Origin of the sequence: Microbispora hainanensis (genome assembly GCF_036186745.1) — a bacterium.
Lineage (GTDB): Bacteria > Actinomycetota > Actinomycetes > Streptosporangiales > Streptosporangiaceae > Microbispora.
In genome coordinates this window covers 2,360,174-2,376,571 of sequence record NZ_CP108086.1, presented here as the reverse complement: position 1 = coordinate 2,376,571, position 16,398 = coordinate 2,360,174, and the positions used below count along the sequence as shown (strand labels likewise).

The 16,398-nt window shown below is 71.7% G+C and carries 18 protein-coding genes; 12 read left to right on the top strand and 6 right to left on the bottom strand.

All coding sequences use genetic code 11. From position 1 onward, the window contains the following. Positions 1 to 79 precede the first annotated feature (79 nt). On the bottom strand, positions 80 to 463 hold the full coding sequence (locus OHB01_RS11020) for an STAS domain-containing protein (RefSeq protein WP_142649161.1): 384 nt from the start codon (positions 461 to 463) through the stop codon (positions 80 to 82). Continuing rightward, the gene (locus OHB01_RS11015) at positions 463 to 1,965 is read right to left on the bottom strand and encodes a PP2C family protein-serine/threonine phosphatase (RefSeq protein ID WP_328855302.1); all 1,503 of its coding nucleotides are present in this window, start codon (positions 1,963 to 1,965) and stop codon (positions 463 to 465) included. Before OHB01_RS11015 ends, OHB01_RS11020 begins: the two co-directional genes overlap by 1 nt. 271 nt (positions 1,966 to 2,236) lie before the next feature. Here OHB01_RS11015 and OHB01_RS11010 point away from each other — a divergent pair, with 271 nt between their 5' ends. The 6 genes from OHB01_RS11010 to OHB01_RS10985 all read left to right on the top strand — a co-directional run bounded on the left by OHB01_RS11010 (position 2,237) and on the right by OHB01_RS10985 (position 6,996). Next, a complete protein-coding gene (locus OHB01_RS11010) occupies positions 2,237 to 2,467 on the top strand; it encodes a hypothetical protein (protein ID WP_142649159.1) in 231 nt (76 codons plus the stop codon). Continuing rightward, positions 2,464 to 2,631, top strand: coding sequence for a hypothetical protein (locus OHB01_RS11005; protein WP_328855301.1), 168 nt, complete (start codon positions 2,464 to 2,466; stop codon positions 2,629 to 2,631). The genes OHB01_RS11010 and OHB01_RS11005 overlap by 4 nt, the downstream gene beginning before the upstream one ends. Continuing rightward, positions 2,628 to 3,620, top strand: a complete 993-nt coding sequence (locus OHB01_RS11000; RefSeq protein WP_328855300.1) for a glycerophosphodiester phosphodiesterase — start codon at positions 2,628 to 2,630, stop codon at positions 3,618 to 3,620. The genes OHB01_RS11005 and OHB01_RS11000 overlap by 4 nt, the downstream gene beginning before the upstream one ends. Positions 3,621 to 3,935: 315 nt before the next feature. Then, the gene (locus tag OHB01_RS10995; protein WP_142649158.1) at positions 3,936 to 5,195 is read left to right on the top strand and encodes an MFS transporter; all 1,260 of its coding nucleotides are present in this window, start codon (positions 3,936 to 3,938) and stop codon (positions 5,193 to 5,195) included. Between the two features lie 152 nt (positions 5,196 to 5,347). Further along, complete coding sequence (locus OHB01_RS10990) at positions 5,348 to 5,926, top strand: RNA polymerase sigma factor (protein ID WP_185949008.1); 579 nt, start codon at positions 5,348 to 5,350, stop codon at positions 5,924 to 5,926. 2 nt (positions 5,927 to 5,928) lie between these two features. Further along, positions 5,929 to 6,996, top strand: coding sequence for an LCP family protein (locus OHB01_RS10985; RefSeq protein ID WP_328855299.1), 1,068 nt, complete (start codon positions 5,929 to 5,931; stop codon positions 6,994 to 6,996). 33 nt (positions 6,997 to 7,029) lie between these two features. Here OHB01_RS10985 and thrS read toward each other — a convergent pair whose 3' ends face one another. Beyond that, on the bottom strand, positions 7,030 to 8,277 hold the full coding sequence (gene thrS / locus OHB01_RS10980; RefSeq protein WP_142649155.1) for a threonine--tRNA ligase: 1,248 nt from the start codon (positions 8,275 to 8,277) through the stop codon (positions 7,030 to 7,032). Positions 8,278 to 8,511: 234 nt separating this feature from the next. Continuing rightward, positions 8,512 to 9,402: a LysR family transcriptional regulator gene (locus tag OHB01_RS10975; protein ID WP_142649154.1), complete on the bottom strand. Its 891-nt coding sequence runs from the start codon at positions 9,400 to 9,402 to the stop codon at positions 8,512 to 8,514. Positions 9,403 to 9,543: 141 nt separating this feature from the next. Here OHB01_RS10975 and OHB01_RS10970 point away from each other — a divergent pair, with 141 nt between their 5' ends. The 4 genes from OHB01_RS10970 to OHB01_RS10955 all read left to right on the top strand — a co-directional run bounded on the left by OHB01_RS10970 (position 9,544) and on the right by OHB01_RS10955 (position 11,982). Continuing rightward, complete coding sequence (locus OHB01_RS10970; RefSeq protein ID WP_147943298.1) at positions 9,544 to 10,095, top strand: YceI family protein; 552 nt, start codon at positions 9,544 to 9,546, stop codon at positions 10,093 to 10,095. Between the two features lie 66 nt (positions 10,096 to 10,161). Next, the gene (locus OHB01_RS10965; RefSeq protein ID WP_328855298.1) at positions 10,162 to 10,896 is read left to right on the top strand and encodes a CPBP family intramembrane glutamic endopeptidase; all 735 of its coding nucleotides are present in this window, start codon (positions 10,162 to 10,164) and stop codon (positions 10,894 to 10,896) included. Between the two features lie 31 nt (positions 10,897 to 10,927). Further along, positions 10,928 to 11,281 carry a PadR family transcriptional regulator gene (locus tag OHB01_RS10960; protein WP_142649234.1) on the top strand — a complete coding sequence of 118 codons (354 nt, stop codon included), beginning with the start codon at positions 10,928 to 10,930 and terminating at the stop codon, positions 11,279 to 11,281. After that, positions 11,278 to 11,982, top strand: coding sequence for a hypothetical protein (locus OHB01_RS10955; protein WP_142649151.1), 705 nt, complete (start codon positions 11,278 to 11,280; stop codon positions 11,980 to 11,982). The genes OHB01_RS10960 and OHB01_RS10955 overlap by 4 nt, the downstream gene beginning before the upstream one ends. Before the next feature lie 30 nt (positions 11,983 to 12,012). On the opposite strand, the gene OHB01_RS10950 is transcribed toward OHB01_RS10955, so the two are convergent. Next, positions 12,013 to 13,149, bottom strand: a complete 1,137-nt coding sequence (locus tag OHB01_RS10950; protein WP_328855297.1) for a serine hydrolase domain-containing protein — start codon at positions 13,147 to 13,149, stop codon at positions 12,013 to 12,015. A gap of 239 nt (positions 13,150 to 13,388) precedes the next feature. On the opposite strand from OHB01_RS10950, the gene OHB01_RS10945 reads away from it, so the two are divergent. Together OHB01_RS10945 and OHB01_RS10940 are read left to right on the top strand one after the other, a co-directional pair. Beyond that, positions 13,389 to 14,123, top strand: coding sequence for a helix-turn-helix domain-containing protein (locus OHB01_RS10945; RefSeq protein WP_142649233.1), 735 nt, complete (start codon positions 13,389 to 13,391; stop codon positions 14,121 to 14,123). A 127-nt stretch (positions 14,124 to 14,250) separates the two neighbouring features. After that, positions 14,251 to 15,453, top strand: coding sequence for a methyltransferase (locus OHB01_RS10940; protein WP_142649149.1), 1,203 nt, complete (start codon positions 14,251 to 14,253; stop codon positions 15,451 to 15,453). 62 nt (positions 15,454 to 15,515) lie between these two features. On the opposite strand, the gene OHB01_RS10935 is transcribed toward OHB01_RS10940, so the two are convergent. Next, positions 15,516 to 16,379, bottom strand: coding sequence for a DUF72 domain-containing protein (locus OHB01_RS10935; RefSeq protein WP_142649148.1), 864 nt, complete (start codon positions 16,377 to 16,379; stop codon positions 15,516 to 15,518). Positions 16,380 to 16,398 lie beyond the last annotated feature (19 nt).

Below are 16,398 nucleotides of genomic sequence, written 5' to 3'. Positions count from 1 at the left end.
CCGCTCATGGGCTCTATCCCGCCCACGGCGGGCATGTGATGAGGAGTTGGACGCCAGGTGACGATCCACGACAAAGCGGCTATTCGGCGTCGCGGGCCGGCGCGGCGGCGAGGGCGTCCACGACGGTGGGGAAGACCGGGATGTGGGACGCCAGCCCGGTGATCCACAACGCGCGGGCCGCGCCGCGCTCGACCGCGACGAGGCCCAGCCAGCCTCCCTCGTCCAGCGCCCGCTTCCAGCGGGTGACCAGCAGCCCTGTCGCCCTGGAGTCGAGGAAGCCCAGTTCGAGCAGGTTCACCACCAGGTATGGCCCGAACTGGGCGAACGCCTTGTCGAAGAACTCGGTGGCCTGTTCGTGCGTGGTGAAGTCGAGCGTCCCCCGCACCGTCAGCACCCCGATGCTTCCGCTGCTCTCGGCGGCGAACGTGGTCTCGGCTGTCGAGAGGTCAGGAAGATCGGACATCAGAACACTTCCAAGGAGTTCGGCAGAATGCGCGCGACCAGGATGCAGGTGTCGTCGCCGGTGTTGCTCGGGGCCAGGGCCTCCATGACCGCCGCCACACGAGCCTGCGGTGGCACCCTTGACACGGTCTCGGCGACCGCCGCGCTGAGGATGTCGAGGCCTTCGAACAGGTCGCGGCCCGGACGTTCGATGAGGCCGTCGGTGAACATGAGGAGCAGGTCCTCGGGCTCAAGCCGCATCTCGGCGCAGCTGTAGCTCACGTCCTCGAAGACGCCGAGCAGCACGCCGGGGTGCAGCAGCCGGTGCACCCCGTTTCCTCTGACGAGCAGCATGGGCGGGTGGCCCGCGTGGGTCCACGTCAGTGTGCGGTCCTTCGTGCGGTAGTGGGCCACGACGGACGTCGCCAGCACGTCGGGCCGCATCCGCCTGAGCAGCCGGTTCAGCGCCACGAGGATCTGCGCCGGATCGTGGTCGGCGAAGGCCAGCCCCGTTATCGCGTGCCGCAGCTTGGCCATGGCGGAGGCGGCGGCCAGGCCGTGCCCGGCGACGTCGCCCACGGCCAGCAGTGCCTCGCCGTGATCGAGATGGATCGCCTGATACCAGTCGCCGCCCAGCGGCGCCGTCTCGGCGGGGAAGTAGCGCACGCCGATCTGCAGGCCGGGCACGGCGTCCTGCATCGGCAGGATGATGCTCTGCAGCCGCGCGGTGACCTGCGACTCCTCCTCCAGCCGCTGGGTGACCTCGGCGAGCTCGTCGGCCGTACGGCGCCAGTCGGTCACGTCCTGCACGACGCCGTGGATCTCGACGGGCTGTCCGCTCACATCCCTGGTGACCTCGGCCGTGGCCCTGATGTGCCGATATTCGCCGTCGACGTCGATGCGGATCTCGAACTCGTGCGGCCCGCCGCTGCCGCTCAGCGTCGTCAGCGCGTGCTCCACGATCGGGACGTCGTCGGGGTGGGCGATCTCGCGGTAGTGCTCCAGCGCGAACGGCCCGTCGGCCGGGTCACGGCCGTGGATGACGTAGAGCTGGTCGGACCATTCGGCCTCGCCGGTGATCAGGCTCCAGTGCCCCCAGCCGAGGTGTCCCAGGCGCTCGGTGTGGAGCAGCCGGGCCGACAGGCGCTCCTCCCTGTCTCGGCGGATCCAGGAGACGAGAAGGCCGCCGTGCAGCCGGGCCAGGCGCACACCGTAGGCGGACAGATGAGGCACGCCGTCCTCGTCCTCGCGGTGCACGTAGGGATCGATGTCCTCGGGCTCCCCGGTCTCCATGACGCGGAGGTAGGCGTCCCACAGCGGAGAGCCTGCGACGCTCGGATACGCCTCGAGCACGCGCAGGCCGACGAGCTCCTTGCCGGTCCTGTCGTGGATGTCCCTGGCGTCGGGACTGGCCGCGCACACCTCGAAGTCGAGGGTCGCCCCGGCCTCCTGATCGCCGATGGGGACCAGCCACACGCCCTGGAGCGCGATCGCGTCGAGCACGCCCTGCACCAGCCCGATCATGGTTGCGAGGGCCGTTTCGTCTCCCTCGAGGCCGCTCACAGGGCCGAGCCGCGTCACGCGATCACCTCCGCCCATGGGCCACCTTTCGCGAGGTATCCGCAAGAGCGGACGGTCGGGAGGATCGCTCTTGCGCTGCCGACGAGGCTACCCTCCGCCCTTCAGGATAGGCACCGGATGCCCCGCGGTCTCCCTCGCGAGGCGCTGCCCGTCCCTGGGCACATCCACCTTCGACTTCTAGGATATTTACGGGCTTTTTACCCTTCTCGGGTTCGTGGTCGAGCACAGCCCGGCCTGGCTGCTCCCGCTGGTCACCGCGAACGTCATCGACGCGCTCGTCCGGCACGCGCCCGTCGCCGACCTGCTGACACTGCGCTCCGCGCTGTGCCGCAGGATGCAGCACCTGTCGATCGGCTCCAGGCCGCCCAGCTCGTCTGAGCCGTTCCCTGTAGTCGTCAAGAATCCCCATAGCCGTCCAGAAAGGATCACCGTCCGCGCGGCATGAGCAGCATGATCCCCGGAGGGCCGCTCACAATGCGCTCGTCGGCCGTGGTCCAGCACGGCGCGGGCGGGCACGGCGCGGGCGGGCGCACGACGCGGGCGGGCACGGCGCGGGCGGCGAGCGGGCATAGGAGCGGGCGGCGAGTGGGCAGGGAGGGCGAGCGATGACCAGGGCAACGCTGAAAGCCACGCCTGCCCTCGTGGTCGCACGGGCCCGCACAGCCGCACGGGCCCTCGTAGAGGCGATGGGTGTACTCGTGGTCCCCACGGCGCTCGTCGTCACCCGGGCCTTCGTGGTCGCAGCGGGTGTACTCGTGGTCGCCGCGGCGCTCGTCGTCACCCGGGCCTCCGTGGTCGCGGTGCGGGTATTCGTGATCGCGATGGCGCTCGTGGTCGCGATGACCGCCACGCCCGCACTCGCGCAGGCGGAGGAGCCGCCGCCGTGTCCGCTGGTGATCGGCCACGGCGGCTACCCGAAGAGCACCGGCGCCAAGGCCAAGGACCTGATCCGCCAGCCCAACGTGCTGCGGGCGGTCGACGACCAGGCCTCGTGGGGCGCCGACGGCGTAGAGTCCGACGTACAGCTCACCCGGCGCGGCACGAAGGCCGTCATGTGGCACAACAGGACGACCAACGGGCTGACCGGCCCCCTGCAGGAGATCCGCGAGATCGGGTGGGCCGAGGGACCCGGCAACCTGCGCGACCGCCGGATCGCCCGCGGGCCGTACGCGGGTGAGCGGGTGCCGACCCTGCGGGAGTGGCTCGATCACGTCCGCGCCCGAGGGCTGCTCGCGCTGCTGGAGATCAAGAAGTCCGTCGCGCCCGTGCTCGCCGACCCGGTGCACGGCGCCGCCGCCTGGCGGGAGATCATCGATCCCATCGTCGAACGGCAGGACGCGCAGCCGATCCTCGTCTACTCACGTGACAAGTGGATCAAGGCGGAGCTCGCCGAACGGCTGCCGGACCACCTGCGTGGTTCGGCGGCGAAGTGGACCGACGGCGTCAAGTGGGACGAGCCGCCGCCTCCCTGGCAGCTCAACGAACCGCGATGGCAGGCCGTGCTCGACGAGGCTGCCAACAGCGTGATGACCAGCCACACCGCGGACTACCGCGCCTGGCTCGACGGCAGGTGCCACCGCTATACCAAAGACGTCTGACCGGGAACGGCGACGCCGGGCGCGCTCACTACGGCCGGGCGGGGACGCGCTGCGGGCGGGGACGGTCACGCACGCTGGCCGTCCAGCGAGGCCCCAGGCCCAGCCGATGTGCCGCGCTCGTCGTCCAGCGACCCGGGATCGCCACACCCGTACGGCGAGATCCCGGGGCTGACCGAAGCGCCGCGCCCGGGCGTAAATGAGGTGACGGGCGCGGGCGGGGACGGCACGATGAAGTGTCGGCCTTTCTGGGTCGCTTTCTTTTGTCGCCTTCCTTTCCACGCTCCACGTAATTCCACGTCCTCCGGAGTTGTCCCCATGCCTGGCCTCAACCGTGATCTCGGCCTGCTCAGGGATCGGCGGTTCGCCCTGCTGCTGGTCGCCCGGACGATCTCCGTACTCGGCACGGCCTTCGCGCCGGTCGCCCTCGCCTTCGGCGTGCTCGGCCTGCCGGGCGCGACCGCCAAGACACTGTCCGCCGTGCTCACCGCCGAGGCGCTGCCGATGGTGCTGTTCATGCTCGTCGGCGGGGTGATCGCGGACCGGCTGCCGCGCAACCGGGTCATGATGGCGGGGGAGTCGCTCAACGCGGCGGCGTACTTCTGCCTGGGCGCGATGATGCTCACGGGCTGGACGCCGCTTCCCGCCCTCGTGACGGCGAGCGCGGTGAGCGGGGTCGCCTCCGCGGTCCTGTTCCCCGCCCTCACCGGGATCATCCCGGACGTGGTGCCGGCCGACCGGTTGCAGACCGCGAACGCGCTGCTTGGCCTGGGACAGAACATCTCCCGCGTCGCCGGCCTCGTGCTGAGCGGCGCGGCCGTGGTCCTGCTGGGAGGCGGGTGGGCGCTGGCGGCCAGCGGGGCGATGTTCGCCGTGGCCGCCGTGCTGATCGCGCTGCTGCGCCTCACGCCCGCCGAGCGCGCGGCCGGCGGCGGGCACTCGGTGCTGGCCGACCTGCGGGACGGCTGGCGCGAGTTCGTCTCGCGGCAGTGGCTGTGGGTGGTCGTCGCCCAGTTCTCGATTCTGGTCATGGCGCTGCAGGCCGCCCACGGCGTGCTCGGGCCGCTGGTCGCCAAGCAGTCGCTGGGCGGGGCGCCCGCCTGGTCGGCCGTCCTCGCGGGCGAGGCCGTCGGCACGATCGTCGGGGTGGTCGTCACGCTGCGCCTGCGACCCCGGCGGCCCATCCTGCTCGGCACGCTCTTCACGCTGCCCACGGCTTTGCCGTACGTGCTGCTGGGCATCGACGCGCCGTTGTGGACGGTCGTGGGCGGGGCGTTCGTGATGGGGGTGTGCTTCGACATCTTCGGCGTGCTGTGGCAGACCACGATGCAGCGCGAGATCCCGCCCGAGTCGCTGTCGCGTGTGAGCTCCTACGACGCGCTCGGGTCCCTGATGTTCGGGCCGCTCGGCCTGCTGCTGGCCGGGCCGGTGGCCATCGCGGTGGGGCCTCGGCCGGCGCTGGTCGCCTGCGGGGCGATCATCATCCTGGTCACGCTGGCCGCGCTGCTCGCCCCGGGCGTACGCGGTCTGCGGGTCACCGGCGACGAGCCCGCGAGCGTGCCGGCCGCGTCGCACTGACGGCCGCTCGCCGGCCCGGACGCCGCGCGGCGGGCCGCAGGCGTACCGGCCGGGGCCGTCCATGCCGTGAACCCGGAACGCGGCGAGTGGCGAGACATGGCTGTCCGTTCCCCCACGAAGGGTCAGGCCGGCTCGATGCCATGGTGTCGTCGATGATTCCCCTTGCCACTCCACGCCTGGACTCGGATCTGATCGCCGAGTCCAGGGCGCGGCCCGAGGCGTTCGCGGCGCTGTTCGACCGCTACGCCTCGATGCTCTACCGCTACGTGTCCCGCCGCCTCGGCCCCGAGGTCGCCGAGGACCTGGTGGGCGAGACGTTCCTGGTGGCGTTCCGGCGCCGGGACCGTTACGACCTGACCCGCCCCGACGCCCGTCCCTGGTTGTTCGGCATCGTCAGCAAGCTGGTCTCCCGGCACCACCGTGACGAGGCCGCCCGCTATCGGGCGCTCACCCGCAGCCCGCTCGACGACGTCGCGGAGTCCCCCGCCGAGCGCGTCGAGGACGGCGTGCGCGCGACGGCCGTACGCCCGCTGCTGGCCGCCGCGCTGGCGCGCCTGCCGAAGGGCGACCGCGACGTCCTGCTGCTCATCGCGTGGGCCGACCTGACGTACGAGGAGGTGGCGCAGGCCCTCGGCATCCCCGTGGGCACCGTGCGTTCACGTCTCAACCGGGCGCGTCGCAAGGTGCGCGAGGCGCTCGGCCACACCAATCCGCTGCGGGACGAGGAGTAGCCATGGACGACCTCACGATGCTCCGCGACCTCGGCCGCGACCTCGACCTCGAACATGAGCCCCCGGCAGGGCTCGCGCGCCAGCGGAGCCGCCTGCTCGACGAGGCGGCGGGCGGGCGCCGCCGGCGCCCGACGTGGTTCACCGGCGGACGCCGGGCGGGCTGGATCGCCCTGGCGGCGGTCGCCGTGGTCACCGCCGCGCTGGTCGTGGTGCCGACCGTGCTGCTGCGCGGGACGACCGGCGCGCACACCGTGGCGCCGCCCGCGGGAGACCGTCCTCCCAAGAAGGGCGAGGCCCTGACCGTGCTGCTCCTCGGCTCCGACCGGCGCCCGACGTCCGCACGCGTCGGCGACCTGGGCGAGCGCAGCGACCTCATGGTCCTCCTGCGGCTGTCCGCCGACCGGAAGCAGGCGACGGCCGTCAGCCTGCCCCGCGACTCCATGGTCCGGATCCCGCAGTGCCGGTCGGCCGACGGCCGGACCATCGCCGCACATGAGGACATGATCAACCAGGCGTATGCGATCGGCGGCCTGACCTGCGCGTGGAAGACCGTGGAGACCGCCACGGGCGTGCGCGTCGACCACGCCGTCGCCGTCCGTTACGACGGGCTGGCGAAGCTGGTCGACGCGCTCGGCGGCGTCGAGGTCACCCTCCCCCGTGCCGTGGACGACCCCAGGTCGAAGCTCAGGCTGCCGGCCGGCCGCTCGGTGGTCGACGGCGAGACCGCCGTGGCGTACGCGCGCCTGCGCTATGTGGGCGACGGCTCCGACATCGCCCGCATCAAGCGGAACATGGCCCTGATGCAGGCGATGCTCAAGAAGGTCTCGCGTATCGACACCCCCGCCGCCCTGTCCGCTCTCGTCCGCGTGGCCGCGACGTCCGTCACCACGGACGCGGGTCTGGACCTGGACACCATGCTCGCGCTGGCGGAGGACGTGCGACGGGCCGGCACCCGGGTCACGGCCCTGACCGTGCCCTGGCGGCCCTACGAGAAGGACCCGAACCGGATCGAGTGGAAGCAGCCCGACGCCGCGCGCCTGTTCGCCCGGCTCACCGGCGACGGAGGCTGACCGCACCGGCGTCGTCAGCCTCGCCGGTGCACGTCAGGCCCGCTGGACGGCCGGCTCCCACAGGGCGGTGGTGCGGGCCGCGACGAGGTCGCCGATGCGGGCCAGCGCCTCGGCGGCGGGCATCGCGTCGAGGGCACGGCCGTCGCGCAGGCGCAGCGCGATCTCGTCGCCCGCGGCCTCCTTCGCACCGATCACGGCCTGGTAGGGCGCCAGCCGGGCGGCCCGGACGCGGGCGCCCAGGCTGCCGTGCTCGGGCCCGGAGACCTCCGCCCGCAGGCCCAGCTCGGCGCAGCGCCGTACGAGCGCCTCGGCCCGGGGCAGCTCGGCCTCGGTCACCGGCAGGACCACCACCTGGGTGGGGGCGAGCCAGGCCGGGAAGGCGCCGCCGTACACCTCGATGAGGTGCGCCACGGCCCGCTCGACGCTGCCGATGATGCTGCGGTGGACCATGACCGGTCGGTGCCTGCCGCCGTCCGGGCCGATGTAGTGCAGGTCGAACTGCTCGGGCTGGTGGAAGTCGACCTGCACGGTGGACAGGGTGGCCTCCCGTCCCGCACCGTCGGCGATCTGCACGTCGATCTTCGGGCCGTAGAACGCCGCCTCGCCCTCGACCGCCTCGTACGGCAGGCCGGAGCGGTCGAGGACGTCGGTCAGCATGGCGGTCGCCCGCCGCCACATCTCGGGGGCGGCGACGTACTTGCCGCCGGCCCCGGGCAGGGACAGCCGGTAGCGGACCGGGCGGATGCCGAGGGCGGCGTAGGCGCGCCCGATCATCTCCAGTGCCCCGGCGGCCTCGGCGGCGACCTGGTCGAGGGTGCAGAAGATGTGCGCGTCGTTGAGCTGGATCGCCCGCACGCGGGTGAGCCCGCCGAGCACGCCCGACAGCTCGGAGCGGTACATGCCGCCCAGCTCGGCGACGCGCAGCGGCAGCTCGCGATAGCTGTGCGAGCGCGAGCGGTAGATCAGCGCGTGGTGGGGGCACAGGCTCGGCCGCAGCACGACCTGCTCTCCCCCGAGGTCCATGGGCGGGAACATGTCGTCGCTGTAGTGCGACCAGTGCCCGGAGATCTCGTACAGCTCCCGTTTGCCGAGCACGGGGGAGTACACGTGCCGGTAGCCCGCGCGCCGTTCGGCGTCGCGGATGTACTCCTCCAGGGTGTGGCGGATCACGGCTCCGTCGGGCAGCCAATAAGGCAGCCCCGAGCCGATCAGCGGGTCGGTGTCGAACAGGCCGAGCTCGCGGCCCAGCTTGCGGTGGTCGTGCATCGGGTGGTCGTGCATCGCGGTCTCCTCGCGGTTCGTGTGCGGCGAGGCGAGTGACCGGACGACGAAGCCCCGGGGCACTCGCCCCGGGGCTTCGTCGAAAGTACGTGTCAGCGCGCCGGGACGGTCTCCGGCGTCGTCGTCAGGCAGGCGCGCTTCATGCCGCGAACGCTAGCACAGCCGTTGATCGTCTCTGAACCACTTTCTCACCGCTTTCTCACCGCGCGGCGGACCGCGTTCCCGTCGCCGCTCTCACAGCGAGATGGGGCCGAGGTCGGCGGCGGTCTGCGCCAGCACGTGGATCGCGGGGTTGTCGGCGGTGGAGCGCCATGTCAGGGCCCAGTGGAGGGCGGGGGCGTCGTGGATGGGCAGGAACACGACTCCGGGAGGTCTGTTGTAGCGGGCGGCGATCTCGCCCAGCGGGTGGACGCACTGCCCGGAGGCCACCAGGGAAAGGATCTCGTGGAAAGTCCGCGCCGCGGGCCCGCGCGGGATACGGCGGCCGAGCGGTGTACGCGTGGGGACCATGGACTCGACCCAATACTCGGGGGCGCCGGGGCCGAGGTCGACGACATGGTTGTCGGCGAGGTCCTCCAGGGACGCGGTGCCGCGCCCGGCGAGCGGATGGTCCGCCGGCACGGCCAGCACGCGGCCCCCGGTGAGCACGGTCGGGCCGACCGTGAGGTCCGGTTCGGCGATGGGCAACCACAGCACGTTCACGTCGTGCTCTCCGGTGCGCAGGGCGGTGAACGGGTCGCTGCCGTAGATCTCGCCGAACTGGACGTCGCCGCCCGGGCAGCGGGCGCGGAACGCGTCGACGAGGGGGCGCAGTTCGTGCGCGGCATGACCGAACACGCCCAGCCGCAAGGTCTGACCCGTGCGCAGACCGGCCGCCTCGGCGCGGGCGAGCCCCGCCTTGATCAGGTCGAGGGCCTGCTGGAGGTCTTCCCGGAGGCGCCGGCCCACAGGGGTCAGGGCCACCCGCCGGCTGGTGCGATCGAACAGGGCCACGCCGAGGCGCCGTTCCTGCTTGCTGATGGCCTGGCTGACGCGGGCCTGGGACACGTGAAGCCGTTCCGCCGTGCGGCCGAAGTGCAACTCCTCCGCCAGCGTGAGGAAGATCTCGATGTCGCGCAGCTCCACTGATAACCCCACTGTTATGGATCGCCCCGCGAATCGTACATTGTTCCGCCGCTGACGTGCCTTGATGCTGGACACACCACACCACCGGAGAGGCGGCAGGCGAAGGATCACCGCCTCCCCTTTTCCCCAGGAGCGACCAGCGTGACAACCGCGGCTCTGACCGGCGACTACACCCTCGACATCGCCCGCACCCGGATCGGCTTCGTCGCCCGGCACACGATCGGTCCCAAGGTGCGCGGGTGGTTCGAGGAGTTCGAGGGCCGCGCGCACCTGGACGGCGACGACCCGGCCAAGTCGAACGTCGAGCTCACGATCCAGGCCGGCAGCATCCATACCCGCAATGCGCGACGCGACGAGATGCTGCGCGGCAGGTTTCTGAACCTGGCCGCCCACCCGACCATCACCTTCGTCTCGACCGCGGCACGGCAGACCGGCGCGACCACCTTCGAAGTCACCGGTGACCTGACCATCCGCGGCGTGACCAAGCCGGTCACCGTGGTCCTCGAACGGATCGGCGCCGAGCACGACCCGCAGGGCGGTGTCCGGGTTCGTTTCACGGGCGGCGCCACGATCAACCGCAAGGACTGGGGTGTCGCCTCGATCGCCGCCGCGGGCCTGGTCGGCAAGAAGGTGGTGCTGGAGTTCGATGTCGCCGCGGTCCGGCGGATCTCTGACCCATCGCGATCCGAATAGGTTGCATTCCTAACTAGCTCGCCTTATCGTCTAGATCGCCAACATGGCTAAGAAGGGCGGCGATCCATGGACATCTCTGCGAGCTTCTCGACCCCGGGCCTGCTCCTGGCGGGCGCGCTGGCCGCCTATCTGGCCTTCGCCGCCCCCGTGCTGGGCAAGCGTCAGTACGACCGGCTGGCGCGACTCCGCGACCACGACCCCGGGGCGCTGGTGCGGGCGTACCGGCAGTGGATCGCCGAGGAGTGGGCCTGGGTCGCCGTGACGGCGCTGGTCCTGGTGCTGTCGCCGGGGGTCGGCCTCGCGGATCTGGGCTTCGCGATGCCGAGCCACTTCGGCACGGTCGCCCCGGCGGTCGCCGGCATGGCGGGGGCCTTCGTGATCAGCATCGTGACGGCGCGCCGGCTGGCCGGTTCCGGCCGGACCATGCCCGGCCTGGAGGGTGTGCGGGAGCTGCTGCCGCGCACGTCCGCCGAGCGGTGGCACGCCCTCGCGATGTCGGTGACCGCCGGTGTCTGCGAAGAGATCGTCTACCGTGGCCTGCTCATCGCGCTCGGCGTCGGCGCGCTGGGTCTGAACACCACCGTGGCCGCCGCCCTGGCCCTGGCGGTCTTCGTGGTGGGCCACCTCTACCAGGGATGGACGAGCATGCTCGGGGTGGCCATCGCCGGTTGCGTGTTCACCGCCCTCTACCTCACCACCGGCAGCGTCCTGCTGCCGATCCTGATGCACGCCCTGATGGACATCAGGGGCCTCGTGTTCACGCCACGGCCCGCCCCGAAGACGGTCGGTCACGCGGTCTAGATAGTGGTCCTACCGTGCGAGGATGAAGCACATGGCGACCGACCGCCGCGCGAGCTGGCTCAAGGGCGTCCTCGACCTGCTGGTGCTGGCCAGCCTGACGGAGGGCGAGAACTACGGCTACGAGATCGCCAAGATGCTCGCCGGTTCGGGGCTCGGGCAGATCCGGGGAGGCACGCTCTATCCCGTGCTCAACCGCCTGGAGGAGGCGGGCCTGGTGTCGGCCGAGTTCCGGGTGACCGAGCGCGGGCCGGGCCGGCGTTACTACCGGCTGACCGAGCAGGGCAGGCGGACGCTGGCCGAGCAGGGCCGCCTGTGGCTGGCGTTCGACGAGTCCGTACGCACGATGCTGGCCTCGGGAGGGCTGGCCACGGGAGGGCTGAAGTGAGCGCCTACCTCGACGAGCTGCGGGCCCTGTTACGCGAGGGCGGCGTGCCCGCCGATCAGGTCGAGGCCACCATCGCCGACCTGGCGTCGTACGTCGCGGAGACCGGCGGCGACCCGGAGGAGGAGTTCGGGCCGGTGGGCGAGTTCGCCGGGCAGTTGCTGGCGGCGCGAGCGCCCGAGGCCGACGCGACGGACGCCACCGAGTGGCGGTGGACCGCCGACATCTTCACCGACCGTCAGATGCTGGCCCGGCTCGGCGACCAGGGCTGGGAGATCGACCGGGTCGACCACATCGGCAGGTTCGTCAGCCACCGCGACCCGGAACGGCCGCAGCGGTGGGAGTATCGCCGGGAACTGTCGATCGGCGGCTCCGCACTGGCCGCCCGCCTGGCGCCCGAGGGCTGGGAGCCCTGCGGCACCTGGGTGTACTACCGGTATTTCAAGCGGCCCAAAGCCGCCAGCGTGGGACCTGCCGCGCAGCTCGACTCCCCGCCCGCGGCGCCCACCCGCAGCGTCTTCTTCAGCCGGCGGTTCTATCTCGTGCTGGCCGTGGCCCTGCTCGCCGTGATCGTGCCCGCGATCCTGTGGGAGCCGTCGGACGGCGACGAGCCGGGCTTCCTCGCCGGCATGGCCGTCGGGGGCGTCGTCGCGATCGCCGCCCTGACGGCGATGTGGCTCTGGACGGCCCGCCGCCGTCCCTGAGCCCACCGCCGGGCCCTCCGCCCCGGGTGCTCAGCGCGTCTGCCGGGCCGGCTCGGCCGCCTCGGCCGATCCGGCCCGCCCGTCGCCGAACACCTCGGCGACGAGGCGCTGCGTCGCCTGCTGGAACGCCACTCCCATGGACATCGTGGCGTCGTCCACATAGTTCAGGGCGGCGGTCAGGGTCGTGCTGCCGTCGGGCGTGCTGTACATCAGCGCCGCGTGACCCGCCATGCCGCCGTTGTGCGTGATGACGGTTCCGCCGCCCGGCCTCTCCTGGACGAACACCCCCAGGCCGTACCCGGCCTTCGTCTCGGGCGTGCACATCTCGGCCAGCAGCCCGGCCGGCAGCAGCCTGCCGCCCAGCAGTGCGGAGATGAACGTGTGCAGGTCGCAGGTAGTGGAGATCATGTCGCCGCCGGAGGAGATCCAGGACGGGTTGTGGCGGGTGACGTCGACCGTCCGGGTCTGGCCGTCCTCCTCATATCGGTAGTAGGCGTGGGCGTGCGGCTCGGGGATCCCGGTCTCGACGGCCGGCTGAATGGTGCCGGTCAGGTCGAGCGGTCCCAGGATCAGCCGCTGCATCTCCTCGGCGACCGAGCAGCCGGTGACCTTCTCGATCAGCAGTCTGGCCAGCACGTAGTTGGTGTTGGAGTAGCTCCAATCGGTGCCCGGCTCGAACCGTGCGGGCTTGGACAACGCCAGCCGGACCAGTTCCTCCGGCCGGTAGGTGCGGAACCGGTTGTCCACCCATTCCCTGCCCGCGGGGGTGGCGGGGATCCCCGGAACGAACGTGCCGTCCTCGAAGTACTCGCCGGTGAAGTTGAACACCCCGCTGGTGTGCTGCAGCAGCATCCGCACCGTGATCCGCCGGTCCAGCCCGAACTCGGGCAGATAGTCGTCCACCGCGGTGTCCAGCCCGAGTTTGCCCTCGGCCACCAGTTGCAGCACCACCGTGGCGGTGAAGGTCTTGGTGTTGCTGCCGATCCGGACGTGCCCGTCGATCGGCGGCTCTTCGATCCCGCCCAGCTCGCGCAGCCCGGCGCTGCCGGTCCACTCGCCGTGCTCGTCGTGCACCCGCAGCGTCACCCCGACGAAACCGGAATCGACCATCTCCTCGATGATCTTCTGCAGCTCCGGGCGGCCCTGGCCGGTGAGAGTGACGGACATGGTGGGGCTCCTTCAGGTCGGCGATGAGTCGGACGCTCGTTTCGTACACCGGAAACGCTACGTTGCGTTTCCAACTACTGCAACTTGATTCTTGCGTTGTAGACCAATAATCGCAGTTCACAGCCATAGAATCGTTGCAATGGTTCTGAAGTCAACGCAACATAGCTTCGCTCGTTCGTTGCAACCGATAGAAAGTGAACGCTATGGTGGAGGGGCCACAGACCACGGAGGAGACCGCGATGCCGGGAGGCAGGCTCACCCAGCAGGACCGCCAGCAGATCGCGCTGGGACTGGCCGACGGCCTCGCCTACGCGGAGATCGCCAGAGGACTCGGCCGCCCCACTTCGACGATCACGCGTGAGGTGATGCGAAACGGCGGCCCCACCGCCTACCGCGCCGACCTGGCCCACCGCGCGACCGAACACCGCACCCACCGCCGCAGGAAGACCGCGCCCCGGGAGCCCGGCGCCCCCTCCCAGGCCCACGGACGCGATGCCGAGGCGGTGCGCGAGTACGAGGAGGTGTTGGCCACGGTCTTCATGCAATCGGGCCTGCCCAAGATGACGGCACGGGTGCTGGCCGGCCTCTACACCACCGACGCCGGCAGCCTCAGCGCCTCCCAACTCGCCGGACGCCTTCAGGTCAGCCCGGCGTCCGTCTCCAAGGCGACCACGTTCCTGGAGAGCCAGGGCCTGATCCGCCGGGAACGCGACGAACGCCGCCGCGAGCGCTACGTCGTCGACGACGACGTCTTGTATCAGTCGATGATGGCCAGCGCCCGTGCCACCGCCCACCTCGGCGAGGTCGCACGACAGGGCGTCGGCGTCCTCGGCCCCGGAACCGCGGCCGCCGCCCGTCTGGAGAACATCGCACGCTTCGTCGCCTTCGTCTCCGAGAGCATCGTCCGGGCCGCTGACCAGGCCCGCGAGATCCTCCACACGAAAGTCGAGACGACTTCGGACAGCGCTCCCTGAGCACGCCCGGGTCACGGGTGGACGGCCTCTGCCACCACCGCCGGGACGCCTGTCCCGAGACGTCACGCGCGGCTGATGGGGACTCATCGCACGGACCCGGGCGGAGGGCCCACTAGCCTGAGCGGCGATGGACCGTATGACGACGGCGCGGGGGGATCTCGACCTCGCCCGCTTTCCCGAGGATCCCCGCGACCCGCTCCGCGCGTGGGACGCGGCCGACGCCTACCTGCTGCGGCACCTCGACGAGCGCGAGGGCGGGCCGGTGGACCTGTCCGGGAGCCTGGTCGTGGTGGGCGACCGGTGGGGCGCCCTGTCCACCGCACTGGCCACTGCACTGTCCACCTCACTGGCCACCGCGCTCGCCGCGCAGCGCCCCGTCCACCGTCCCACGCAGATCAGCGACTCGTTCCTCGGGCAGCAGGCCACCCGCGCCAACCTGGAGCGCAACGGCCTCGGCGCGGACGCCGTACGGCTGCGCACGACCAGGGACGCGCCGCCGGACCGGATCGACGTGCTGCTGGTGCGGGTGCCCAAGAGCCTGGCCCTCCTGGAGGACCAGTTGCACCGGCTCGCCCCGCACGTGCACGAGGACACGGTGGTCGTCGGCGCGGGGATGGTCACCGAGATCCACACCTCGACGCTGAAGCTGTTCGAGCGCGTCCTCGGGCCGACGCGGACCTCGCTGGCGGTCAGGAAGGCGCGGCTGATCTTCTGCTCGCCCGATCCCGGGCTGTCGCGCGGCGCGAATCCGTGGCCGCGCAGCTACGCGTTGCCCGCCGATATCGGCGTGCTCTCCGGCCTGACCGTCGTCAACCACGCGGGCGTCTTCTCCGCCGAGCGCCTCGACGCGGGCACCCGCCTCCTGCTCAGCGCCCTGCCCGCGCGTACGGGGCCCGAGCACGTGGTCGACCTCGGCTGCGGCAACGGGGTGATCGGGCTCGCCGCGGCGCTGTCGAACCACGAGGCCGAGGTGACGTTCATCGACGAGTCCTACCAGGCGCTCGCCTCCGCCGAGGCGACCTTCCGGGCGAACGCACCGGACGACGCCGCCGCGCGCTTCGAGGCGGCCGACGGCCTCGCGGGCTTCCCGCCGGGCACCGCCGACCTGGTGCTGAACAACCCGCCGTTCCACACCCATCGGGGCAGGACCGACGCGACCGCCTGGCGCATGTTCAACGGCTCGCGTGCCGCGCTGCGGCGGGGCGGCGAGCTGTGGGTGGTGGGCAACCGCCACCTCGGCTATCACGTGAAGCTGCGCCGGCTCTTCGGCAACTGCACGGTCGTCGCGAGCGACCCCAAGTTCGTCGTGCTCCGCGCCGTCAAGCGCTGACCCCTGCTGTCCGACCCGGCTGCTCCGAACCGGCAGCTCCGAACCGGCAGCTCCGAACCGGCTCAGAACAGAGTCAGCGGCTCGTCCGGCGTCTCCGGCGCCATGGGCTCGGGCAGCGGCTCCAGGCCGGGCACCTCGGCGCGTACGTCGTCGTGGAAGCGCCGGGCGAGCGTCGGCGCGTCGGCGTTGTCCGGGGTGTGCACGAACACGGTCGGCGAGCGTCCCTCGCGCAGCCATCCGGCGACGGTCTCCACCCAGTGCCGCCAGCCCTCGGCCGTACGCTCCGGGTCGTCGCGGCCGATGTAGCGGACGATCGGGCGGTCGGTGAGGGCGGCGGTCCGCAGCGGCACGCGCGGCTTCTTCGACCAGGCGTCCCGTTCGGCGTCGCTGGTCGGCGGGGTGCGGAACAGCACGGTCGTGTCGAACGGCACCCACTCGGCGCCGGCCACGGCCAGCACCCGCTCAAGCAGCCGCGCGGCCCGGGTGTCCTCGAAGAACGCGCGGTGCCGCACCTCGACGGCGTAGCGGTGGTCGCGGGGAAGCCGGCCGAGGAAGGCCGCGAGCGCCCCGGCGTCCGCCGGGCCGAACGAGCCGGGAAGCTGGATCCACAGCGCGTGGGCGCGCGGGCCCAGCGGCTCGATCGCGTCGAGGAAGGCCCGCAGGTCGTCGTCGGCCCCGGTCAGGCGGCGCTCATGGGTGATCGGCCTGGGCAGCTTGACCACGAAGCGGAAGCCGGGATCGGTCTGCCCCGCCCACGACTCCACCGTGCTCCGCGAGGGCGTGGCGTAGAACGTCGTGTTGCCCTCGACCGCGTTGCACCAGGTGGCGTAGGCGCGCAGCCGCTCCCCCGGAGGAAGCGGGTGCGGCAGGAGACGCCCCTGCCACGGCGCGTGCGTCCACATCGCGCATCCCACATGAAGCCGCATGGCCCCGACGTTATCCGGT